This window comes from Acinetobacter junii CIP 64.5, from assembly GCF_000368765.1.
Lineage (GTDB): Bacteria > Pseudomonadota > Gammaproteobacteria > Pseudomonadales > Moraxellaceae > Acinetobacter > Acinetobacter junii.
In genome coordinates, this window is record NZ_KB849655.1 from 1,832,676 (window position 1) to 1,857,389 (window position 24,714).

20 protein-coding genes and 1 pseudogene are annotated in these 24,714 nt (G+C 39.9%); 12 read left to right on the forward strand and 9 right to left on the reverse strand.

The features are described from left to right. Positions 1 to 122 precede the first annotated feature (122 nt). The 4 genes from F948_RS14280 to F948_RS14295 are packed head-to-tail and all read left to right on the forward strand — an operon-like array spanning position 123 to position 9,342. Positions 123 to 3,191, forward strand: coding sequence for an anti-phage-associated DUF499 domain-containing protein (locus F948_RS14280; RefSeq protein ID WP_004965096.1), 3,069 nt, complete (start codon positions 123 to 125; stop codon positions 3,189 to 3,191). Further along, positions 3,188 to 3,775, forward strand: a complete 588-nt coding sequence (locus F948_RS14285) for an anti-phage-associated DUF3780 domain-containing protein (RefSeq protein WP_004965097.1) — start codon at positions 3,188 to 3,190, stop codon at positions 3,773 to 3,775. Before F948_RS14280 ends, F948_RS14285 begins: the two co-directional genes overlap by 4 nt. Then, positions 3,775 to 6,621, forward strand: a complete 2,847-nt coding sequence (locus tag F948_RS14290; RefSeq protein WP_004965098.1) for an anti-phage-associated DUF1156 domain-containing protein — start codon at positions 3,775 to 3,777, stop codon at positions 6,619 to 6,621. Before F948_RS14285 ends, F948_RS14290 begins: the two co-directional genes overlap by 1 nt. Before the next feature lie 3 nt (positions 6,622 to 6,624). Further along, entirely contained in the window at positions 6,625 to 9,342 is a 2,718-nt protein-coding gene (locus F948_RS14295) for a phospholipase D-like domain-containing anti-phage protein (RefSeq protein ID WP_004965100.1), read from the forward strand. A gap of 205 nt (positions 9,343 to 9,547) precedes the next feature. Here the strand turns inward: F948_RS14295 and F948_RS14300 are convergent, their stop codons facing one another. The 3 genes from F948_RS14300 to pncA form a co-directional block, all read right to left on the reverse strand. Beyond that, the gene (locus tag F948_RS14300) at positions 9,548 to 10,186 is read right to left on the reverse strand and encodes a YitT family protein (RefSeq protein ID WP_004910249.1); all 639 of its coding nucleotides are present in this window, start codon (positions 10,184 to 10,186) and stop codon (positions 9,548 to 9,550) included. A gap of 213 nt (positions 10,187 to 10,399) precedes the next feature. Then, entirely contained in the window at positions 10,400 to 10,864 is a 465-nt protein-coding gene (locus tag F948_RS14305; protein WP_004910252.1) for an Lrp/AsnC family transcriptional regulator, read from the reverse strand. A 78-nt stretch (positions 10,865 to 10,942) separates the two neighbouring features. Continuing rightward, positions 10,943 to 11,575, reverse strand: coding sequence for a bifunctional nicotinamidase/pyrazinamidase (pncA, locus tag F948_RS14310; protein ID WP_004965102.1), 633 nt, complete (start codon positions 11,573 to 11,575; stop codon positions 10,943 to 10,945). Between the two features lie 289 nt (positions 11,576 to 11,864). Between pncA and dapA the strand changes: the two genes are divergently transcribed. The 3 genes from dapA to purC are packed head-to-tail and all read left to right on the forward strand — an operon-like array spanning position 11,865 to position 14,131. Continuing rightward, positions 11,865 to 12,758 carry a 4-hydroxy-tetrahydrodipicolinate synthase gene (gene dapA, locus F948_RS14315; protein WP_004951127.1) on the forward strand — a complete coding sequence of 298 codons (894 nt, stop codon included), beginning with the start codon at positions 11,865 to 11,867 and terminating at the stop codon, positions 12,756 to 12,758. Positions 12,759 to 12,773: 15 nt separating this feature from the next. Next, positions 12,774 to 13,376 carry a hypothetical protein gene (locus F948_RS14320; RefSeq protein ID WP_020899820.1) on the forward strand — a complete coding sequence of 201 codons (603 nt, stop codon included), beginning with the start codon at positions 12,774 to 12,776 and terminating at the stop codon, positions 13,374 to 13,376. A 35-nt stretch (positions 13,377 to 13,411) separates the two neighbouring features. Continuing rightward, positions 13,412 to 14,131: a phosphoribosylaminoimidazolesuccinocarboxamide synthase gene (gene purC, locus F948_RS14325; RefSeq protein WP_004965104.1), complete on the forward strand. Its 720-nt coding sequence runs from the start codon at positions 13,412 to 13,414 to the stop codon at positions 14,129 to 14,131. A 60-nt stretch (positions 14,132 to 14,191) separates the two neighbouring features. Here purC and F948_RS14330 read toward each other — a convergent pair. The 6 genes and pseudogenes from F948_RS14330 to F948_RS14355 form a co-directional block, all read right to left on the reverse strand. Further along, positions 14,192 to 15,924 (reverse strand): annotated as a pseudogene (locus F948_RS14330) (amidohydrolase). A gap of 176 nt (positions 15,925 to 16,100) precedes the next feature. Continuing rightward, positions 16,101 to 16,985, reverse strand: a complete 885-nt coding sequence (gene yddG, locus F948_RS14335) for an aromatic amino acid DMT transporter YddG (RefSeq protein WP_026057385.1) — start codon at positions 16,983 to 16,985, stop codon at positions 16,101 to 16,103. A gap of 99 nt (positions 16,986 to 17,084) precedes the next feature. Continuing rightward, on the reverse strand, positions 17,085 to 18,359 hold the full coding sequence (locus F948_RS14340) for a replication-associated recombination protein A (RefSeq protein ID WP_017397391.1): 1,275 nt from the start codon (positions 18,357 to 18,359) through the stop codon (positions 17,085 to 17,087). An 83-nt stretch (positions 18,360 to 18,442) separates the two neighbouring features. Then, on the reverse strand, positions 18,443 to 19,636 hold the full coding sequence (gene ampC, locus F948_RS14345) for a class C beta-lactamase (protein ID WP_026057384.1): 1,194 nt from the start codon (positions 19,634 to 19,636) through the stop codon (positions 18,443 to 18,445). Positions 19,637 to 19,661: 25 nt separating this feature from the next. Continuing rightward, positions 19,662 to 20,819: a PQQ-dependent sugar dehydrogenase gene (locus tag F948_RS14350; protein WP_004965118.1), complete on the reverse strand. Its 1,158-nt coding sequence runs from the start codon at positions 20,817 to 20,819 to the stop codon at positions 19,662 to 19,664. Between the two features lie 110 nt (positions 20,820 to 20,929). After that, the gene (locus F948_RS14355; protein ID WP_004910274.1) at positions 20,930 to 21,382 is read right to left on the reverse strand and encodes a YcgN family cysteine cluster protein; all 453 of its coding nucleotides are present in this window, start codon (positions 21,380 to 21,382) and stop codon (positions 20,930 to 20,932) included. Between the two features lie 184 nt (positions 21,383 to 21,566). Between F948_RS14355 and F948_RS16250 the strand changes: the two genes are divergently transcribed. From F948_RS16250 to F948_RS14380, 5 genes are all read left to right on the forward strand, one after another. Continuing rightward, the gene (locus tag F948_RS16250) at positions 21,567 to 21,725 is read left to right on the forward strand and encodes a DUF1328 family protein (RefSeq protein ID WP_004910276.1); all 159 of its coding nucleotides are present in this window, start codon (positions 21,567 to 21,569) and stop codon (positions 21,723 to 21,725) included. Positions 21,726 to 21,886: 161 nt separating this feature from the next. Continuing rightward, positions 21,887 to 22,624 carry a dienelactone hydrolase family protein gene (locus F948_RS14365; RefSeq protein WP_004965122.1) on the forward strand — a complete coding sequence of 246 codons (738 nt, stop codon included), beginning with the start codon at positions 21,887 to 21,889 and terminating at the stop codon, positions 22,622 to 22,624. Positions 22,625 to 22,845: 221 nt separating this feature from the next. Further along, positions 22,846 to 23,883, forward strand: coding sequence for an A/G-specific adenine glycosylase (gene mutY / locus F948_RS14370; RefSeq protein ID WP_004965124.1), 1,038 nt, complete (start codon positions 22,846 to 22,848; stop codon positions 23,881 to 23,883). Positions 23,884 to 23,898: 15 nt separating this feature from the next. Further along, positions 23,899 to 24,459 carry a M23 family metallopeptidase gene (locus F948_RS14375; protein ID WP_373866318.1) on the forward strand — a complete coding sequence of 187 codons (561 nt, stop codon included), beginning with the start codon at positions 23,899 to 23,901 and terminating at the stop codon, positions 24,457 to 24,459. A gap of 9 nt (positions 24,460 to 24,468) precedes the next feature. Continuing rightward, the gene (locus tag F948_RS14380) at positions 24,469 to 24,714 is read left to right on the forward strand and encodes a hypothetical protein (protein ID WP_004910282.1); all 246 of its coding nucleotides are present in this window, start codon (positions 24,469 to 24,471) and stop codon (positions 24,712 to 24,714) included.

Below are 24,714 nucleotides of genomic sequence, written 5' to 3' on the forward strand. Positions count from 1 at the left end.
GGAAAATAGTAAAGCTAAGAATTTTTATAAAGATCACAAACCTAATCATTTTCGTTTAGAATTACAAAGTTCTCATTTATTAAATTCAAACTAACTGAAAGTCAGAGTAAAGGAGCTGTGGAGTGAAAACTGTTCACCAAGTATGCCAATTGCAGCCAAAAGCATTAGAAATTAACGTTGGTGATCAAATCGAACAGCTTGATCAAATTATTCATGATACTGATGGCAGCGAATATTTTAAAAAAACATTTATTACAGATGGTTTTAGAAATTTACTTTCAAAAGGTATAGCACGCCTTGCTGGTAAATCAAATGATGCTATTTTTCACTTAAAACAAGCTATGGGTGGAGGTAAAACCCATTTAATGGTCGGTTTTGGTTTACTTGCCAAAGATGCCCAACTTCGAGATGAAATTCTAAGTTCAACCCTCTACCAATCCGATTTTATATCAGCAAAAATTGCAGCATTTAATGGGCGAAATAACCCTCATACATACTTTTGGGGCGAAATAGCTCGCCAATTAGGCAAAGAAAAAGATTTTAAAGAATATTGGGAATCGGGCGCAAAAGCTCCTGATGAACAAGCTTGGATAAATCTTTTCGAAGGTGATGAACCTATTTTAATTCTATTAGACGAAATCCCCCCTTACTTTCATTACTACAGCACACAAGTTTTAGGGCAAGGAACTATCGCAGATGTAGTAACCAGAGCTTTCTCAAACATGCTTACGGCCGCACAAAAGAAAAAAAATGTCTGTATTGTTGTCTCAGACTTAGAGGCTGCATATGATACAGGTGGCAAATTGATTCAAAGAGCATTAGACGATGCTACACAAGAATTAGGTCGGGCTGAGGTATCAATTACACCTGTAAATTTAGAATCAAACGAAATTTATGAAATTCTACGTAAGCGATTGTTTTCATCATTACCTAATAAAAATGAAATTTCTGAAATTGCCTCAATTTATGCAGCCAGACTTTCTGAAGCGGCTAGAGCAAAAACCGTTGAACGTAGTGCGGAAGCCCTTGCAAGTGATATCGAATCAACTTATCCATTTCATCCAAGCTTTAAAAGTATTGTTGCTCTTTTTAAAGAGAATGAAAAATTTAAACAAACTCGTGGATTAATGGAACTAGTATCTCGCTTACTCAAATCAGTATGGGAAAGTAATGAAGATATATATTTGATTGGCGCTCAACATTTTGATCTTTCTATACACGAAGTACGCGAAAAATTAGCTGAAATTTCAGAAATGCGTGATGTTATTGCTAGAGATCTTTGGGATTCTACCGATAGTGCTCACGCACAAATTATTGATCTAAACAATGGGAATCAATATGCGAAGCAGGTAGGCTCTTTGTTATTAACTGCAAGCCTTTCTACAGCTATAAACTCAGTTAAAGGCCTAACCGAAAGTGAAATGCTAGAGTGCCTAATTGCTCCAAACCACCAAGCTAGTGATTATCGTAATGCCTTCGTAGAGCTTACAAAATCAGCTTGGTACTTGCATCAAACACAAGAAGGTCGGAACTACTTCAGCCATCAGGAAAATCTTACCAAAAAACTTCAAGGATATGCAGATAAAGCACCTCAGAACAAAGTTGATGAATTGATTCGTCATCGCTTGGAGGAAATGTACCGTCCAATAACTAAGGAAGCCTACGAAAAAGTGCTGCCATTGCCTGAAATGGATGATGCTGATGCCACTCTCAAGAATAGCCGTGCCTTATTAATCATCAGCCCAGATGGAAAAACTCCACCAGGGGTGGTAGCAAACTTCTTTAGAAGCTTAGTGAACAAAAATAATATCTTAGTTTTAACAGGCGACAAGTCCTCTATTGCCAGCATTGAGAAAGCTGCACGTCATGTTTATGCCGTAGCCAAAGCTGACAACGAGATTGCTGGGTCTCATCCACAGCGTAAAGAATTAGATGAAAAGAAAGCACAGTATGAACAAGATTTTCAAACCACTGTACTTTCAGTATTTGATAAACTCCTATTTCCTGGCAATAATCGTGGCGAAGATGTGCTACGCCCTAAAGCATTAGATAATACCTATCCTTCCAACGAGGCTTATAATGGCGAGCGTCAGGTGGTCAAGACTCTGACATCAGATCCGATCAAACTCTACACCCAAATTACTGAAAACTTTGATGCACTAAGAGCAAGAGCAGAATCATTACTGTTCGGTACTCTGGATGAAGTCCGAAAAACTGATCTACTCGATAAAATGAAGCAAAAAACACAGATGCCATGGATACCTAATCGAGGTTTTGACCAGCTAGCTATAGAAGCTTACCAACGTGGTGTCTGGGAAGATTTGGGAAATGGCTACATTACGAAAAAACCCAAACCCAAAACTACTGAAGTCATAATCAGTGAAGATTCATCACCAGATGATGCTGGTACAGTTCGTTTGAGAATTGATGTAGCCAATGCAGGCAATAGCCCTCGTATTTATTATGCTGAAGATGGTGACGTATCTCAAAGCAGTCCAGTGCTCAGCGATAATACTTTGGCAACTAAGGCGTTAAAAGTACAATTCTTAGCAGTGGATCCGACCGGTAAAAATCTTACTGGCGACCCAACTACTTGGAAGAATCACCTAACTTTACGCAATCGTTTTGATGAGATTTCAAGAACGGTTGAATTGTTTGTAGCGCCCAGAGGTTCTATAAAATACACTCTTGATGGTTCCGAAGCGCGTAATGGTGAAACATACACTGTCCCAATTCAACTATCTGATGAAGAGACCACAGTCTATGTTTTCGCTGAATGTGAGGGTTTAGAAGAAAAGCGAAACTTTACCTTTGCTGCATCTGGTTCAAAAGAAATCCCCATCATTAAAGATAAACCAGCCATACTAGTTAGCTCCTCACCGAAACGTATGGATAGCTCAGCAAAAACCTATGAAGGACTAAATATAGCAAAAGACAAAGGTATCAAGTTTGAACAAGTTAGTTTGATGGTTGGTTCTGCTCCAAAGGTGATACACATGTCACTAGGGGAAATGAAAATTAGTGCAGAATTCATTGAGACTGCTTTAGCCCACTTACAAACTCTGTTAAGTCCAGAAGCACCGGTAGTAATGACTTTCAAAAAGGCATATACCCAAACTGGCCATGACCTTGAACAATTTACTAAACAGTTAGGTATAGAGATCGGAAGTGGCGAGGTAGAGCAGCAATGAATAAAACCATTGATTTTGGTGCGTCTCCAGAGTTTGGCATGCATCATTTTTATGTAGAGATTCCTGCAGCACCTCATGATGCAGTAACAATTTATGAAGATTATGGTTTCGATGGTGATGAATCACGTCGAGAAACTATTGAATGTCGCTTGATATTAGCTAGAGAACTATGGACCAAAATCCGTGATGATGTGCGTCGTGATTTCAATGCTCGCCTCAAGGTGAAAAACCAAAGTACAGGTACTTGGTCTACGGGTAAAATAAAGCTTGATCGTTTTCTAGGGCGTGAACTGTGTGTATTAGGCTGGGCAGCCGAACATGCCTCACCCGATGAATGCCTAGTTATTTGTCAAAAATGGCTAGCTCTACGTCCAGAAGAAAGATGGTGGCTTTATAGTAAAACTGCTGCCGAGGCAGGTCGTAACGATCAAACTTATCATGGATGGCGAAAAGCCCTGTATTGTGCACTTTCTGATGGTTCGAATATAAAACTGGGAATCAAGATAAAACCCAAATCTAAAAAGCTACAAACTGAAGAAAAAGTACAAGATCTATTTGGATTTATAGAAAAGGGAGAGATTTAATGGCATTGCAACCCCTTGAATGGAAAGATAAACCATCCTTGATTGAGCATCTTTTTCCTGTGCAGAAAATTTCTGCAGAAAGTTTTAAAGAGCAAAGTGCTGTACAAAGTAAAACTTTAGTTGCTTTGGGTAGTTACTGGAAGGGTCGTAAGCCTTTAGTTCTTAATAAAGCTTGTATTTTAGGTGCTCTGCTACCAGCGACAGAAAATCATTTGAAAGACCTGGAAATCTTTGAGCTTCTTATGGGTATGACTCCCGAAGCAATGCAAAAGCGAATCGAAGAAAATTTGCCTCTTTCCAAACGTGATGATATTGGTGATTATTTAACCCTTCCATTTAATGATCAGGTTCGTGCCGGCAAACGCGCCGAGGAAATTGGAGACTCTCTTTTTTCCTTAATTTGGAATAAAGTTAATACCCATTTAGGTACATCAGCAAACTCGATTCCTGAATTAGTAGAGCAAATGGGTATTGCTCGCTTTGGTCATAGACCAAACGTCGCAGATGTATTTTCAGGTTCAGGGCAAATTCCTTTTGAAGCGGCTCGACTAGGCTGCAATGTATATGCCTCTGATCTGAATCCTATGGCATGTTTATTGACATGGGGAAGTTTTAATATTGTTGGTGCACCTGCAGAGAACATATCAAACTTAACCATTGCTCAAACTAAATTAGTCGAAAGAGTTCAGCAAGAAATTGATGAACTTGGCATTGAAACCGATGGTAAAGGCTGGAGAGCAAAAGCGTATCTTTATTGTGTCGAGGTCATTTGTCCAGAAAGTGGTTGGGCCGTTCCTCTTCTTCCAACACTCATTGTTAGTGCAAGCAAGTTTGTAGTAGTCAATTTGGTTCCTATTGAATCAGAAAAACGTTATATGATAGAAGTTAAGTACTGCAAAAATAAAAATGAAATGGAAATGCAGGATAAACCAACAGTTAGTGGAGGTTATTTAATTCATAGCCCGTCTCCTGATCAAGAGTATAGATCAAAAATTAGTAGTATCCGAGGAGATATTCGCGTCGGAAGAAATACTACTTCAGCCCTTCGAAAGTGGGAAAAGGAAGATTTCACTCCCAGAAAAGATGATATTTTTCAAGAACGGCTTTACTGCGTGCAATGGGAAAAGGTAGCTAAAGAAAAATCACGACTTGAAACTGAATTCCGCTCAGTAACTCAAGCTGATTTAGAACGAGAAGCTAAAGTCATTAGTTATGTTGAGAATCACTTTAAGGAATGGCAGGAAAAAGGTTATATACCTGATATGGTGATTGAGAAAGGATACAACACTGACCAGCCAATTAGAGAAAGAGGTTGGACCTATTGGCACCATTTGTTCGCACCAAGACAGCTCTTAATGTTAGGGATCATAAAAAAAACATTGTTAACAGATCCCGAGTTTTCTGAACAGTTATATGTATCATTCAGTAGGCTTTTAGATTGGTCTACGAAGCTGTGTCGCTATGGAACTGGTGCAGCACGAGAATCTATCGCACAAACATTCTACAATCAGGCACTCAATACATTTTACAATTATGGGGTGCGCCCTTTTTCTTTTGCCACTAAGTATTTATTAGAAAAGACGTATAATTTCCCTCTTCCATCAGAGACATTCGTCAATTGCCACCCTGCTCAAGACATTGAAGTTGAGAATGATATTTATGTAACCGACCCTCCGTATGGAGATGCTGTTAAATATGAAGAGATAACTGAGTTCTTTATTGCTTGGTTACGAAAAAATCCACCAGAAAAATTTTCTCAATGGACATGGGACAGTAGACGATCTCTGGCAATTAAGGGAGAGGATGACGGATTTCGAACAGGGATGATTGCCGTCTATCGCAAAATGGCCCAAAAGATGCCAGACAATGGTTTGCAAATTCTTATGTTTACCCATCAAAGCGGTGCTATATGGGCAGACATGGCCAACATTATTTGGGCTAGCGGTCTGCAAGTAACCGCCGCATGGTACGTTGTAACAGAAACTGATTCTGCTTTACGTGGTGGTTCCAATGTGAAAGGCACCATCATCCTAATCTTACGTAAGCGCCATCAGAACCTAGAAACCTTCCGTGATGATTTGGGTTGGGAAATAGAAGAAGCCGTAAAAGAGCAAGTCGAATCATTAATTGGTCTGGATAAAAAAGTTCGTGCCCAAGGTACTGAAGGTCTTTATACTGATGCTGATTTGCAAATGGCTGGTTATGCCGCGGCATTAAAAGTTCTAACAGCTTACTCCCGTATTGATGGTAAAGATATGGTCACTGAAGCTGAGGCTCCACGCAAAAAAGGCAAAAAGACTTTCGTTGATGAACTGATTGATTTTGCGGTACAAACTGCGGTTCAATTTTTAGTTCCTGTCGGCTTTGAAAAAGGAGAATGGCAGAAACTTCAAGCAGTTGAGCGGTTTTACCTCAAGATGTTAGAAATCGAACATCAAGGTTCTAAGACTCTAGATAATTACCAAAACTTTGCCAAGGCATTTAAGGTTCACCACTTTGATCAATTGATGAGTGATGTCTCAAAGGCAAACTCTGCAAGGTTAAAGCTCTCATCCGAATTCAGAAGTGCCATGATGTCAGGTGATGCTGAAATGGCTGGTACACCATTACGGGCTTTACTCTACGCTTTGTTTGAACTCTCAAAAGAAGTTGAAATAGATGATGTATTGTTACACCTAATGGAGAACTGTCCTAATTACCTACCTAATAAGCAACTGTTAGCAAAAATGGCAGACTACTTGGCAGAAAAACGTGAAGGTTTAAAAAGTACCAAAACATTCAATCCTGAGCTAGAAGCAAGTTGTGCTCGAATATTAGCTGAAGCTATTCGAAACCAAAGGTTATAATCTATGGCTATTCAGCGTTTTTCTTCCCGTACGGAAAAATTAGATACGGAATTCTTAGCTAAATCATTAAAAGGAGCAATCAAGTACTTCCGAATTGCTGGATATTTTAGGAGCTCTATTTTTGAACTCGTCGGTGAAGAAATAGCAAAGATCCCAGAGGTTAAGATCATCTGCAACTCCGAGCTCGATCTAGCTGATTTTCAGGTGGCCACAGGTAGAAATACTGCACTGAAAGAGCGTTGGAATGAAGTAGATGTAGAAGCTGAAGCACTTCTAAAAAAGGAACGTTATCAAATTTTGGATCGGCTTTTACAATCGGGTAATGTCGAAATTCGTGTGGTACCTAGAGACCGTTTATTTCTGCACGGTAAGGCAGGCTCTATTCATTACAACAATGGCTGTCGCAAGTCTTTTATTGGATCGGTGAATGAATCTAAAAGTGCCTTTGCTCACAATTACGAGCTTGTTTGGCAGGATGACGATGAAGAAAGTGCCGATTGGGTAGAAAAGGAGTTCTGGGCACTTTGGAACGATGGAGTACCATTACCTGAAGCGATTCTAGCTGAAATCACAAGAGTAGCTCATCGTAAAGAAATAACCATTGAGGTATTAAAACCAGATGAAGTGCCAGCCGCAGCTATGGCAGAAGCACCGATATATAGAGGGGGTGAACAATTACAGCCATGGCAACGATCATTTGTCACGATGTTTCTGGAGCATCGAGAAGTCTATGGCAAGGCTCGCCTACTATTAGCTGATGAAGTAGGGGTGGGTAAAACGCTATCAATGGCGACCAGCGCATTAGTTAGTGCTCTGCTTGATGATGGCCCTGTTCTGATTTTGGCACCATCTACGCTCACCATACAGTGGCAAATCGAAATGATGGACAAACTTGGTGTTCCTGCTGCAGTTTGGTCTTCACAGAAAAAGGTCTGGCTAAGTGTAGAGGGACAAATACTCTCACCCCGAGGTGATGCTTCCTCCATCAAGAAATGTCCTTATCGAATTGCAATTGTCTCTACTGGTCTAATTATGCACCAACGTGAGAAGGCTGACTTCGTTAAGGAAGCTGGAATGCTTCTGAAGAATCGTTTTGGCACAGTTATTCTGGATGAAGCGCATAAAGCTCGTGTTCGTGGTGGCTTGGGTGATCAGGCTATAGAGCCTAATAATCTCATGGCCTTCATGCAACAGATTGGCAGGCGCACGCGGCATCTGATACTGGGTACAGCGACACCTATTCAAACTAATGTTCGAGAACTTTGGGATTTAATAGGTATTTTAAATAGCGGCGCAGAGTTTGTGTTAGGTGATGCCTTATCACCATGGCATGATCATGAACAAGCCATACCTTTGATCACTGGCAAGGCTCAGATAACATCTGAGGCTGAAGTCTGGCATTGGTTAAGTAATCCTTTACCTCCAGGAAAAGAACACCACATTGTCCAGCAAATACGTGATTACTTGTCGATTGATAATAAATCCTTTGGTTGTTCACATCGTTTTGAGGACCTCGACTATATGATTCAAAGTCTATGGCTCTCAGAATGCATGTCAGCTGATTTCTTTAAAGAAAATAATCCCATCCTTCGTCATACTGTACTACGCAAGCGTAAACAACTGGAAGATGACGGTCTTTTAGAGCGAGTTGGAGTATACACACACCCAATAGCACGCAATCTGGCTCAGTATCAAGCCCGATTTGTAGGGCTTGGAATTCCGACCAATACACCATTCCAGGTAGCTTACGAAAAAGCAGAAGAGTTCAGCAAGCTGCTTCAGTCTCGTACACGATCCGCAGGTTTCATGAAATCTTTGATGCTGCAACGGATCTGTTCTAGCTTTGCGTCGGGTTTAAAAACTGCTCAGAAGATGCTAAAACATACCGTTTCTGATGAAGACGAAGATTTGATTGCAGATGTTGAACATGTACTCTCCGAAATGACTCCCGCAGAAGTAGCCTGTTTAAAAGCTATAGAAACACAACTATCACGCCCCGAGGCCGTTGATTCAAAGCTAAACACAGTGAAATGGTTCTTAACGGACTTCCGCACCGATGGAAAAACTTGGATGGAACATGGTTGTATTATCTTTAGCCAGTATTACGACACAGCAGAGTGGATAGCGAAAGAACTAGCCAAGTCCTTTAAAGGCGAAGTAGTAGCTGTTTATGCTGGTGTTGGCAAAAGTGGGTTATTCAAAGGTGAGCAATTTAATAATGTAGAACGTGAAGTTATTAAATCTGCAGTAAAGACACGCGAAATCCGATTAGTAGTTGCTACAGATGCCGCCTGTGAAGGTTTAAACCTACAAACCCTTGGGACACTCATCAATATCGATCTACCTTGGAATCCATCACGGTTGGAACAGCGGCTTGGGCGAATCAAACGTTTTGGTCAGACACGTAAGTTTGTAGATATGCTCAACCTTGTATACAGTGAAACACAGGATGAGAAAGTCTATAACGTGCTGTCAGAACGTTTACGCGATACATACGACATTTTTGGCAGTCTCCCTGATACAATTGATGACGAATGGATCGACAATGAGGAAGAGCTCAATAGTCGCATGAATGAATACATGCACGAGCGTAAAAAAGCACAAGATGCTTTCTCAGTGAAGTACCGCGGCACCCTTGATCCAGATGCCCATCTATGGGAACGTTGTGCTACAGTTCTATCACGTAGAGATATTGTGAATAAACTTAGTGAACCATGGTAAAAGACTTTACAGAGCTTTTCGTTATTCAGTATGAAACTTTATTGTTTCTTTTTCCATCTTGGATACTCTAAACCAAAAAGTAGTATGAAACTTTATTGTTTTATGATGAAATAAATATCAATAACTTACGAAAAATCCAGTATGAAACTATATTGTCTCATTACATCGCCTTTCTTCCATTTCTTTTTAGAAACTTTTAATCGTATTAAGCAATATAACGACTGGTTTTATGATTCAATAAAATAATTAAATTTAAAATTACCGCACCCAAAATTGAAAATAGAATTAACTTCCAATCCACATAAAATAACGATGCCAGTAAAATTGCAACATCGATGCCCATCTGTACTTTTCCAGCAGGAATTTTAAATCTCTCTTGCAGATATAAAACCAACAAGTTAATTCCACCTAAACTCGAACGATGTCGAAATAAGATCAAAAAACTGACTCCCATCAATACATTTGCAAAGATAGTTGCATAAATCGGATTGACATCAGACAACTGAAAAAAATGTGGAATGGTCTCTGTAAAGCTAGCCAGTAAAGCAACAGCAATGAAGGTTTTGACCACCAACCCCATACCCATCTTTTTATAAGCAAAATAATAAAATGGAATATTAATCAGGAAAAAGAGTACCCCGAATTTAATATCGGTCACATAGTGGATGAGTAAGGATAGACCAGCTGTACCACCTGTCATAATGCCCGCTTGCTGCAATAGGGTCATCGCAAAAGATAAAATGAAGGTACCGATTAACATGGCCAAGGCATCCTCAATCTTAGAATGCTGATCTATTGCAGACATGACTGGACTTACCAAAGATACATTTTGATCGGTATTCATAATGGTATAACTCAATAGGAGAACAACAGAAGGGAGAGATCTTTAAAAAAGATATGACATATTTGATCATTTTTATTTAATTTTCGCAATTTTTTCTTATATTTTTTATCATAAATGCAATTTATATTCACAATAACGGATTTCGAATGATCAATCAGATATGAATATCCAGCAATTTGACTAATCAGCTTTTAGCGTCATAGATCAAATTTTTTATTTCATCGCGATGCCATTTTCTTTTAATTTTTCTAAAACAATTGAGGTATTTAAGTTACTTACACCAAAATCACTGGAGGACAAGATCCCAATCAGTTTTACCATTTCATCTAAGCTTTTAACAGCGACTTTAAGTGCAAAGTCATAACTGCCTGTAAGTTTATGAATATCTTTAACCGCAGGTTCTCTTAAGAGAAAGTCGACAAAGCGATCATGCGTCGCATCATTATAATTCTGCAATTTAACTTCAATAATTCCCATAATTGGCGTGGGATCTGCGCTCAGAGCCACCTGAGCATAATATCCTGTAATCACTTTGGTCTGTTCTAAATGGATTCGTCGACGAGAACATTGCGAGGTCGAAAGCCCCACCAGCTCAGCCAATTCTTGATTAGCTAAACGACCATTGAGTTGTAAATGATGAATAATTTTTTTATCAAAATCATCTAATTCGTCAATCATACAACTCTCAAATAAATCTGGGTAAATACAAAGCATCACTCGATAAAGTGTAGCTGTTTTGGGATATAAACCACAAGTTTAAAGCAAAATGCTGGAGGCTTCGATGCGATGCACGCCCTTCTGCGACATATCTTGCCATGCTTGTTGCAAAGAGCCGTTTAAATCAATTGCCTTGCAGGCATCTTCTATCACATAAGTATCAAAACCCAGTTCAGCAGCATCAATCGCAGTCCAAGCGACACAAAAATCTGTAGCAATCCCAACGATAAACACAGTATTTATCTGATGTTCTCTCAAATATCCATTCAATCCAGTTGGTGTCTTACGATCTGCTTCCATAAAAGCTGAATAACTATCAATATTTTGATGGCAACCTTTTCGAATAATCAGTTGGGCTGTCGGGATATTTAAATGGGGATGAAATTCAGCATCATGCGTCCCTTGAACACAATGTTTAGGCCATAATACTTGGCGACCATAATCCAATTCGATGGTCTCAAAGGGATTTTTATTGGGATGATTATCTGCAAAAGAAATATGTTGGTCAGGGTGCCAGTCCTGCGTTAGCACAATATGCTCAAACTTTTGTGCAAGTTGATTAATCTTCGGAATAATTTCATCGGCGTTTGCCACCGCTAAATTTCCTCCTGGCGTGAAACCATTCTGCACATCCACTACAATTAAAACACTTTGTTTTACTTGCTTAAGCATTTGATCAACCTATTTAAATTCCATCATTCTAAAATACGCTGCTGCTTGTTCTATGACTAGTCATGTTTAACTTTTTCAGCAAATGAAAAGAATTCAATACAAAGATCAATTAAAGTTTTCCACAGTTTAACTAAAGCATATTGTTCTTATGTCGCTGATCAGTCATAATTTGCATAATTGTCATTCAACTCACCATATTGATTGAGTGACGAATCAAAATACTGCAACCATCCAATATTTCGTTTCAAATACTTCAATCTCGGATGGGAAAATAGGATATTTTTTCAAAATGACTCAGCTAGCACAGAATATTCAAGGCTCAATTGTCGCAATCGTCACCCCTATGTATGAAGATGGCAGCGTAGATTGGAAGAGTCTTGAGAAGCTTGTTGAGTGGCACATCCAACAAGGTACTCACAGTATCGTTGCGGTCGGCACAACAGGCGAAGCATCGACCCTTAGTATGGAAGAACATACTCAGGTCATTAAAGAGGTGATTCGTGTTGCAAACAAACGTATTCCGATTATTGCGGGTACAGGTGCAAACTCAACACGCGAAGCGATTGAGCTGACCAAAGCTGCGAAAGAATTAGGCGCAGATGCAGCATTACTTGTAACGCCATATTATAATAAACCAACTCAGGAAGGCTTATACCAACACTATAAAGCTATCGCTGAGGCCGTTGATATTCCACAAATTCTTTATAATGTTCCAGGTCGTACAGGCGTGGATATGCAAAATGAAACTGTTATTCGTCTTGCAGATGTGAAAAACATTATTGGTATCAAAGATGCAACAGGCGATGTTCCTCGCGGACAAGCTCTCATCGAAGGTTTAGCTGGTAAAATGGCTGTTTACTCAGGCGATGATGAAACTGCTTGGGAACTGATGCTACTAGGTGCTAAAGGCAACATCTCTGTAACTGCGAATGTTGCACCAAAGCAAATGAGCGACGTCTGTGAAGCTGCTTTAGCTGGCGACAAAGAAAAAGCTCAACGTTTAAATCAACAAATTGCAAATCTACACAATATTTTGTTTTGCGAATCAAACCCAATTCCTGTGAAATGGGCTTTGCATGAGATGGGTTATATTAGCACTGGTCTTCGTTTACCGCTAACCCCTCTCGCTGAACAATATCGTGAACCTATCCGTAACAGTCTAAAAGCTGCGGGAATAATTTAATACGAGCAATTTATGATGCAATTACGTCTTGGTGTTGTCCTTGTTATTTCAGCTTTAAGTTTGGCTGGTTGTGGTCGCTTTGCCCTCAATAATCACTCATTAGATTATAAAAATGCGAAAACACTGGAACCTCTCAAATTCCCTGAGAATGCAACGGTAAGACCATTTACACCATTGTATCCAGCTCCAACGGTTGATCCACTTGCGATTCAACATGCACCTACATTCGAAAATAAAAGTGGCAACCGTTACGCTTTACCTCGCCCTGATCCGATGCAGGCAACAGCGAATACCAGTGATGCGACTACAGCAACTTTAGGTCGTCCTCAACTTGTAATGGATGGCAATAAAAACCCGTTACTTAAAGTTGAAGGTCCAACTGCTGCAGCTTGGCAATACACTTTCGCAACATTGAGTAGTCTCAACTATAAGATTGTCTCTCAAGCAGATAATGGTTATGAGGCGACGATTACTGTAGGTGATCAAAATTACCTACTCAAACTCTCTGCTGTGGGCTCAAGTAATACTGTTGCTCTGTTTAAGCTAGATACAACTTTTGCTGACCCTACTGTCGCAACTGAAGTATTAGCCCAGATTTATCAAAATTGGCCAGCCTAGTCGTTTACTAGGCATATTTTTCAAAAGGTTCCCCCATGTTAAAACAAACCTTGCTCTATACTGGTAAAGCAAAATCTGTGTATGAAACAGATAATGCTGACCACCTGATTTTAGTCTTTCGTGATGATGCCTCTGCGTTCAATGGCGAAAAAATCGAACAACTAGATCGTAAAGGCAAGGTCAACAACCGTTTTAACGCCTTCATCATGGAGAAGTTGGCTGAAGCAGGTATTGAAACTCATTTTGAAAAGTTACTTTCTCCAACGGAAGTACTTGTTAAAAAGCTTCAAATGATTCCTGTAGAGTGTGTCATCCGCAATTATGCTGCTGGTTCACTTTGCCGTCGTTTAGGTGTTGAAGAAGGCAAAGAGTTAACGCCTCCTACATTTGAATTATTCTTCAAAGATGATGCTCTTGGCGATCCAATGGTAAATGAATCGCAAGCAATCGCTTTAGGTTGGGCAACTGCTGATCAACTTGAAAAAATGAAAGAACTTACTTACCAAGTGAATAATGTACTTAAAGCATTATTCGATGCAGGTAATATGATTCTTGTTGATTTCAAACTTGAGTTTGGTGTGTTCCATGACCGCATCGTATTGGGTGATGAATTCTCTCCAGACGGTTGCCGTTTATGGGATAAAGATACCAAGAAAAAATTAGATAAAGACCGCTTCCGTCAAGGTTTAGGCGGTGTGGTTGAAGCTTATGAAGAAGTTGCTGCACGTTTAGGCATTAACTTAGATGATATCTAATCATTTTAAGCATTCATGATTTATAAAAAACCAGCTCCTTTGAGCTGGTTTTTTATGTCTTCATTTTGAATACTGCTGATAAATAAATTTACCTTCTTTATAGGTCGCCAAAACTTTAATTTTTTTGATTTCTCGGCTTGGTACAGTCAGTGGGTTCTTATCTAAAATCACTAAATCAGCGAGCTTTCCTTGCTTTAAGGTACCCTTATATTGATCTTCAAAATATTGATAAGCAGCCCAATCCGTCATCGATTTTAAGGCAAGATAAGGACTTATACGTTCATCGGCACCTAGAACATAATCACTACGCGTCACGCGATTGACTGTAGCATCGAGCATCATCATGCTATGTGGTGGAACAACGGGAGCATCATGGTGTTCGGTAAAGATTAAATTTTTCTTTAGTGCAGTTGCTGTTGGGGAAATATGTGCTGCTCGCGTCTCGCCTAGTGTTTGTTGGCGATGCCAATCCCCCCAATAATAGGTATGTAATGAGAAGAACGAAGGAATAATATCTAAAGCCTTCAATTGGTCTAGTTGATCATCTCGAATCGTTTGCGAGTGAATCAATACACTTCTGCGGTCTGCTTTACCTTGTTTTGCCGTAGCATCTTTGACAGCACCTATAAACTGATCTATTGCCGCATCTCCATTGGCATGAACGAGCACTTGCCAGCCATGTTTGAAGGCTACATTAATATATTGATCGACCTGTTGATCGTCTTTGATCGCTGGATAGCCTTTATAATTTTTATCTTTACCTTCAGGTGGAATCTTATAGGCTTGAGTTAACCATGCAGTCTTACCTTGAGGTGAACCATCTAAACTGATTTTAACGCCACCTATACGGAAGTGATGATCGTATTGTCGGCTACTTCCTTGCTTAAGCATATATTCTTGGCTAGTGGTGATATCAGGATAAGATACGACATCTATCGGAAGTTGATTTTGCTTGGCAAGCGCCTGCCACATCTCCGTCGTACCTTGATCTGCTCGTTCCTCTTGTACTGTAGTGAAACCATTTTTGACATAAGCATCAAGACCTTTACGAGCAATTTCAAACATCACTTGCGGTGGCACATCTTTGAATATTGAACCAATCGCAGTAAATAATGCGGACTCTTCCAGCACCCCATTAGGAACATTCGAATTTGCTTCTCGACGAATAATCCCCCCTGCTGGATTTTCAGTATTTTTATTGATATTTAGCTTTGTGATTCACTGAAGCGAGATGCCCTGATTGATGTAAGATCATCACGGGCTGATCTTTGGAAACTCGATCTAAATCGGTTGCTGTCAGATGACGCTGTTCACTTAATTGCGCATCATCATAGCCATTTCCTAAAATCCATCCCCCCATCGTTTGAATGACTTGAGGATTTTGCTTTTTCCATTGTGTTAATTAATACTTGAACCAAAGAATCAATATCAGAAACTTGACCGTCTGGCGCAGGATAAAGATTTGCAACCATCTGATGGAATCCAACCATATTTACATGGCTGTGTGCATCAATAAAACTTGGCAAAAGTGTTTTATTTTTTAAATCAATGGATTGAACATTCGAATTTGCTAAATGCTCTGCCTGTTTTTTTGAACCAACAAAAATGATCTTTCCATCTTTAACCAGCAAGGCTTCTGCATATGTTGGCGTCATACCTTCCATCGTTAAGATCGAACCACCAAAGAACAATTGTTCTGACCGATCTTGATCAAGTGGAGTACTTGCACAGCCTGATAAGGTAAAGGCGATGATTGTTGCTGTCGTCAGTTTATTCAAATATTTAAAAGTCATAGATTAAAACCATATTTTTATTATGCCTTTTTAGATTAAGGCTCATTCTTTCTGATATAAAAAGGCATAACTTGTTATTTTTGTAATGCTTGATAAATTTTTGAATCAATAAATAGTTTAAACCATTGATCAATAGCTATTTCACCAAGCTGATTTGAATAAAAAACACTTTTTGCTTATGACTTCGCCTTTGTCGCCAACCAACACAGTATAGAACCGACACACACCATCAGCGCACCATACCAAAAAGAAAGACCTAATGGCGTACTCAGTAACAATGCAGCAAAAAAAGCGGAAAGCACAGGAATAAAATAAGATGCTCCTGCCAGTAATGTCACATTACCATGCAAAATTCCAACATTCCAAGCTGCATAGCCGAAGCCCATCGCAGCAGCAGCAAAAACCAAGGAAATAGAGGATGACCAATGAAAAATAAAGCTATTACCCCCCATCACAAGATATTTAATCCAAAGCACGATCGAAACCAAAATAAAGAATAAAGTAATTCCATTTGCTCCCTGAGCGATTCGTGCTGTAAGGGTACAATAAGCCGCCCACAACAATGTCCCTAGAAATGCCAATCCATAACTCAGTGGGTTCTGTTGAATATTGTTAGCCATGCCAATCAAATCAAATCCTTGCTCTCCTCCCAAAACCCAACAAATACCGAGTAGAGAAACAACGAAGCCAGGAATGATCAGAAAATTTGCTTTTTGTTGATTAAATAAAATCGCCGCAACCATCGTGAAAGTTGGCCATAAATAATTGACCATTCCGACTTCAATTGCTTGTCTATTTGTTTGGCTATATCCAATTGAAAGTGAAAGACAAATTTCATAGGCGACAAATAAAAAAGCACCCCAAATCAAATAAGTTTTTGGAAAACTTTTGAGAGGCGTCCAACCAACAGAAAGTAATAAGAATATTGAAGCAAGTGTATAGATTAATGCCGCACCACCAACTGCACCAAACTGAGTACTTACTTCTTTAATGAGCGCAACAATTAAACTCCAAAGCAAAATGGCAAGCAGTCCAATCAGTGTTGCTGTTTTTGAGTTCATATTGATATCAATTGAATCTTGGAACCAAAGCAACATGCCATCAATCGGGGCTAAAATGCTGTTTGGTAAATTTAAAATGAGGCACGCGCCCAGAACGTATTATTGCTGTTGCTGTTCTTGCTGCCAGCGGCGCTGTTGCAAACGTTCAGCTTCAACTTCACGTTTATTTAAGGCTCGTTCATACAGCTTCGTACCACGCAATTCAGGTGGTAAATAGTCTTGTAATACAAAATGTTCAGGATAATTATGTGGATACAAATAATCCACCCCATATCCTTGTTGCTTCATCAGTTTGGTTGGCGCATTGCGTAAGTGCAATGGTACAGGCAAATTCGCCGTTTTCTCTGCCAACTCTAAGGCACGATTGATGGCTAAATAGGTACTATTACTTTTCGGGCTGGTTGCCAAATAAACTGCGCATTGTCCTAAAATAATACGCGCCTCAGGCATACCCACCGCTTGAACTGAACGGAAGCACTCCCCTGCAAGTAACAAGGCATTTGGATTAGAATTTCCAATATCTTCTGATGCCGCAATCAACATGCGACGAGCAATAAATACTGGGTCTTCTCCACCTTTCAGCATTCTTGCCATCCAATACAAGGTAGCATCTGGATCACTTCCCCGAATCGATTTAATAAATGCTGAAACCAGATCGTAGTGCTGCTCACCTGACTTGTCATAACGCGCAATGTTCTGCTGTGCAACTTTGACGACAATCGCGTTGGTCACGACATTTTCAACATCAGCTTCAAAGGTACTGGCGATTAAATCGATCAGATTAAGCGCCTTACGCGCATCACCTGCAGCAAATTGAATCAGTGCATCATATTCTTCAACTTGAATAAAACGCTCTTTGAGAAACTTATCACTTTGAATCGCTTTATTGATGAGTGTTTGAATGGCATCCGCATCCAAACTATTCAGCGTGTAGACCTGACAACGCGACAGTAAAGCGCTATTAACCTCAAAAGATGGGTTCTCTGTGGTTGCGCCGATCAGCGTAATTTTGCCTTTTTCGACTGCATTTAGTAACGCATCTTGCTGCGATTTATTAAAGCGATGAATCTCATCAATAAACACCACTGGAGTCAGCAGATCACCACTTTCCGCAATCACTTCTCGCAGCTCTTTTACACCAGTATTCAACGCAGATAAGCTAATAAATGGGCGATCAACTGCTTGCGCCAGCAATAATGCGATCGTAGTTTTACCTACCCCTGGCGGACCCCAAAAGATAATCGAAGGTAAATGCCCTTGATCAATCATTTGGCGCAAAGGTGCATTTTCACCTAACAAATGATCTTGTCCGATAATTTCGGATAAGTCACGAGGACGTAAACGTTCAGGTAAAGGAATATGCGTATCTGACATCATCACTGGCTTTATGCTGTTTTATCCTAGTCTATTGTGTCTGAATCAAATCTACAATTTGAATCTACCAACAACTGAATAAGTTAACGGGTCGCTTTCTCTTTAAGAATCTGCTGCATCGCTTGATAGGTTGCTTTAATACGCGCTTCATTTGGGAAATTGGTATTGGCGAGCATCACCATACCGATTTTATGCTGAGGGACAAATGCGGCATAAGCTCCAAAGCCATTGGTAGATCCTGTTTTATTAAAATAAGTGGATTGTGAGGCAATTTTGGGGTGTTTGATCAGCGTTACTGCATGGCTTTCTAAAGCCATTTTACTTGAGTTGCCTTGTAAAAGTGTTTCAAGCTTAACGGGATAAGCATATTGCTCCCATCCCAAACCCTGCGTCATTGCACCGACTTTAAAATAACCGATATGGGTATTTTCAACGGCTTGACGAATTGGCTGATCTAATTGAGCTGAATTGATCTGTGCATCTAAAAATTTCAGCATATCCGAACTACTGCTTTTGACACCATAGGCTTCAGCATCAAAGATCCCCGCTGATACACGGATTGCTTGGTTATTCTTATAGCCCCAAGCATATTGTGACATCTTTTGTTCAGGGACATGAATATAACTCTGCGTCATTCCTAATTGAGGAAGTAAGGTTTTCTCTATCAATTCCGCATATGGCTTTTTCATCGCCAAAGCTGTGACATAACCCATTAAACCAATACTCGGATTTGAGTATTGACGAGCCTCCCCGATTTTGGTTTTTGTTTTCCAGTTTTGAAAATATTGAACCATATCCTGCTGAGTAACAACTTCATCTGGAAATTGCAGTGGAAAACCACCTGCACTATAGGTTCCCAAATTCAGCAATGTAGCCTGATTCACGGCTGCATTTTTAAGTTCAGGGAAGTATTTGGCAGGATGATCCGATAATGACAACCGTCCTTGTGCTTGCGCATAACTTGCTAGAGTAGCATTGAAAGTTTTACTGACTGAACCAAGTTCAAATAAGGTACTGTTGCTGACCACTTGTTTGCTTTTGCTTTGTAGCGAAGCAACACCATAATTTACAAAGTAATGTTGACCATCTAAAGTCACGGCAACGGCTAAACCAGGAATTTTGTATTCTTCTAAAAGTGGTTTAAATTGCTGATCGACTATTTTTTTTATCTGTAGCTCAGTTAAAGGCTGTGCCCATAAACTGGAGCTACAGGACAACAGCCCAATCAACATCAATGTTTTATTTGAAAATAAATTTTGGTATTTCGACTGCATCATTAATCTTTTCACTTTGAGTTCATATTTAGTTTGCATTGAGCTTTAGCAATTTCGCTTGTGGACCATTCTCAATCACCCAAATCGAACCGTCTTGTGCTTGTTGTAAGCCACGAATTCGTTGCTTCATATCCAAACGTTGCACTTCTTTAACGGGTTGCGATTTTAAATCAACCACAATAATCGACTTGGAAGACAAACCACCAATCAAAGCTTTCTGCTGCCATAATGGGAATTTATCGCCCGTGTAAATAATCATGCTTGAAGGTGAAATCACAGGTGTCCAATCGATTGCTGGTGCTTTAAATTCTGGGCGTGTTTTGTGATCTGGAATTGGTAATCCTGAGTAATGATCGCCATTCGATACGATTGGATAACCATAGTTCGCGCCTTTAAGAATCTGATTAAGTTCATCACCTCCTTTCGGCCCCATTTCCACTACCCACAATTGTTTTTGGTCATCAAACGCCATACCCAGTGGATTACGATGACCCAATGACCAAATTTCAGCAGTCACGCCACCTTGTTGACTAAAAGGGTTATCTGATACAGGAGTTCCGTCTTCATTTAAACGTAAAATCTTACCTAGATTGCTTTTCATATCTTGGGCAGGATCGAATTTTTGTCGCTCACCTGAACTTACCCAAAGTTTTCCATCAGCACCAAATAACATACGATGAGCATAATGTCCTTGCCCTGACACTTTAGGTACTTGCTGCCAAATTCGTGTTAAATCGGTTAATTTCGGTTGTTCAGGATTAGATAAATCAAGTTTGGCACGAGAAATTTCAGCACCATAACCACCACTGCCTTGCACAGCATAGCTGAGATAAATCCAATGATTATTTTTAAAATCAGGATGCAAGACTACATCACCTAAGCCACCTTGCCCCCCATAACTTACAGTTGGGATGCCCTGAACATTAAGATTCTTCTTAGTTTTAGGATCAAATAATTTTAACTGTCCTTTACGCTCAGTGATCAGTAAACGCTGATCAGGTAATACAACAACAGCCCAAGGTTCATCAAACTGGGCAAAAGTATCAATTTGAAAAGTTTGGTTGAGCGTATTTTGAGTATGTTGAACAGAGTTTTCTGGTGCCTTAGAGTTGGTGTTATTGGGACCACAAGCGAGTAGCAAAAGTGCACTGCTACAAATTAAAGGTGCTACAAATAATTTTGACATGACTGATCTCCCTTCGCATTCATTCATATTACGGGGATCAGCATATAGAAATACTGTAAAATTGTTGTTTTTGATCAAGATCCATTTAACCAAACGATATGATTAAAAGATCAACGCACCCACCGTACGACATAATCTTCAATGTCATCTTCATTAACTTCAGTTTCTGAAATACAACGTCCTGCCGCAGATTTTTTTGCTTTTAGAACACTCTGACGAGAGCCAGTATTCAAATAATGCCATGACGGAAGATTTTTCCCCTCATTCAGACGTCTGTAAGCACAGCTTGGGGGCAACCATGTAATCGTTTGCAAACGTTCAGGGGTTAATTGTAGACAATCTGCAACATGCTCTTGGCGGTGTGCATAGTCTGAACAGCGTGCCGTTTTACAGTCTAGAAGCTTACATGCCACTTTGGTATATACGACTTCTGCGGTGTCTTCATCTTCAAGCTTGACCAAACAGCACAAACCACAGCCATCACATAGAGCTTCCCACTCAACAGGATTTAGCTGATCAAGTGAGTAGTTTTTCCAAAAGTTAGGACGCAGTTCTAAAGACATGGTTTTAAGCTAAAGAGGAGAATGTACATAGTATAGCATTCCAATTCAAAAAACTGAGTTACTGAAATCATTCGCTTTTTAACACTTCTTTCTATAGTGAACATTTCAACCACAGAAACACCACATTTTGCTCAAAAAATACACGCTATAGTAAAAACATAATAAAATTAGGAGGGTAACTCATATGTTCCGTTGGGCTATTATATTTGCAATCATCGCATTAATTGCTAGTTTACTTGGCTTTGGTGGTGTAGCAGGTTTATCCAAAGATTTTGCCGTTATTTTACTTGTTGTCGCTGTTATTCTCGCTGTCGTGGGCTTCTTGTCACGTGGCAAAGTATAGAAAATTAACATCTCAATTTATAAAAAGAAGAATCTTTGTATTCTTCTTTTTTATTGCCATTATTTAACAAAAGCAACAGTTTATTAGTTTTCTCAGCGTATCAACTTTTGCTTTTTATGTTTTAATCAATGCATTCTAAAAATACAGATTAGGATTTGAAAATGAGCTTCCCGATTACAACTCGTGAAATTGAATATACAGCACCAGATGGTCAACGTTTGGTAGGTTATTTTGCTGCACCTGCAATCGATATGCCGACAGCAGGCGTAATCGTTGCACCTGAATGGTGGGGACGTAATGAATATACAGAACAACGTGCACGTGAACTGGCTGAACACGGCTTTGCTGCTCTCGCAATTGATATGTATGGTGATAAGAAAGTAACAACAGTTTCAGCACAAGCATACGAATGGATGATGCAAACGTTTGAGCATGTGGATACTGTAGTTGATCGTGCACAAGCAGGTCTAAATACTTTGGCAAATCAGCCTGAGGTAAATGCCGAAAAACTTGCAGCGATTGGCTTCTGCTATGGCGGCAAAGTGGTATTGGATCTAGCTCGCTCAGGTGCTAACTTAAAAGCGGTAACAACGTTCCATGCGAATCTCAGTCCCAAAGCTCCTGCTGAAAAAGGTAAGCTAAAAGCAGAAATCTTAGTGTTACATGGTGAACTAGATAGCATGGTTACTTTGGACGATGTTGCAAGTTTCCGTGAAGAAATGCACGCTGCTGAAGTGAACCATGAAGTAATTATTTTCGAAGATGCTAAACATGGTTTTAGTAACCCACAAGCCGATGAGCGTGCTAAAGCCAATAACGTAGATTTGGGCTATAACGCAGAAGCAGAGCGTCAAGGTCTTGAAGCGATGTATGAATTGTTAGATAAGCATTTAAAGTAATTCTAAAATTCGTATTTATACCAACACTTGCCAAGATTGACTTGTGAAACGGCGACATGGATGTCGCCAACAGACTGCAATTTTTTTCGAGAGTTTTTAGAAATTTCAGATAATCCTCTCATCCTCCTAGATAGAAATCGTAAAGCTCATGAGCTCTTCGCACAAACCCTCTAGTGCATATTTCCGCTATACTATAATTCTACTTTTCAATGTTCTGATTCATGTCTGATTTCTCATTTTCTGATGCTTTACTTACATGGTTTGATCAACATGGTCGCCATGACCTACCTTGGCAAGTTGCCGATGACCCGTATAAAGTTTGGGTATCAGAAATTATGTTGCAACAGACTCAAGTCAAAACAGTGTTGCAATATTTCGATCGTTTTATTCAACGCTTTCCTACCGTAAATGATCTAGGTCAGGCAAGCTGGGATGATGTTGCTCCTTATTGGGCGGGTCTTGGATATTATGCAAGAGCAAGAAATTTGCACAAAGCCGCAGCGATTGTTCATCAGCAAGGTAAATTCCCCGCAACCTTAGAACAATGGATTGAACTTCCTGGGATCGGACGCTCAACCGCAGGGGCGCTCATGTCGCTCGGTTTGCGTCAATACGGTGTAATCATGGATGGCAATGTGAAACGTGTTTTGGCTCGTTTCTTTGCGATTGAAGATGATTTATCCAAGCCACAACATGAGCGTGCTTTATGGAAAATTGCTGAAGATTTATGTCCAGAACAGCGAAATCATGACTATACCCAAGCCATTATGGATTTGGGTGCAACAGTATGTACTCCGAAAAAACCTCTCTGTTTATATTGCCCTATGCAACAACACTGTCAGGCATATCAACAAGGCCTAGAACAAGAGTTGCCATTTAAAAAGACCAAGAAACCTGTTCCTGTTAAAACAGCAAGTGTCGTTGTGATTCAGTCAGGTGAAGAATGGTTTTGGCAACAGCGTGAAGCTCATGGTCTTTGGGGTGGATTGTATTGTCTTCCTATCATTGAAAGTGCAACTGAATTACAACAGATCGAACAGCACTTTAAGTTACAAGCTCAAGTATCATCCTTACAGATCAGTCATAGTTTTACACACTTCACATGGTTGCTCGATGAAAAAATGTTCCACGTGGAACATGATCAGAAAGAACAACTGAGCTTAGAATTAAATGGGATATGGCTCACACCAGAATCTGCGATTGCTAAAGGTATTCCAACCGCGATGAAGAAACTGATCACTGCAAAACAAAAAACTTAAACACTTTAAAATGCGATGGATCAAAACATAGGAGTTTATGTGCGACATTCAATTTCGTATACGGTGATTGGACTGCTCATTATTTTTCTATCTGCGTGTACCACCACACCCCAAAAACCATCTCCTTTACCCAGTGCACAAGTCAGCAAATTAAAAAATATGGGCTTAGACTCTCGTCTCCCCATACCTGTAAAAGGTGTTCGCAAAAACGAGTTGCGCGATACTTGGGGAGCTGCACGTAGCCAAGGGCGAAGCCATGAAGGGATTGATATCATGGCAGAGCGTGGCACGAAAGTGTATAGTGCAACCGAAGGACTCATCGCAGATTTACGCAATAATAATTTGGGTGGCAAGGTCATTTGGATCTTAGGACCATCAGGTTCTTGGCACTACTATGCACATCTGGATGACCACAAACGCGGACTTAAAGTTGGGGATTATATTCGCAAGGGTGATGTGATTGGCTATGTCGGCAATACAGGTAATGCACGTCATACTGCTCCGCATTTACATTACGGTATTTATTTAAATGGCAAAGGGCGTGGAGCAGTCAATCCATACCCATATTTACGTTAGGAACACACAATGTCAGAAGCATTGATAGAACGTCTGGTTACATTTGCAGAATCAGGAAATCAGCAAAAAATTATTCTGAATGGCACCAGCTATCAAGGTTGGATTATGGAAATCACCGAAGATGCTTTGCTGATCAGCACAGGTTTCGCAGATAAATCTGGTAAAGACTTTTGGTTGAAATTCACTGATTTGAGTTCTGCTGAGTTGTATTATTGGGATACTCGCCCAAATGAATGGGTTGCATTCAAACTTTAA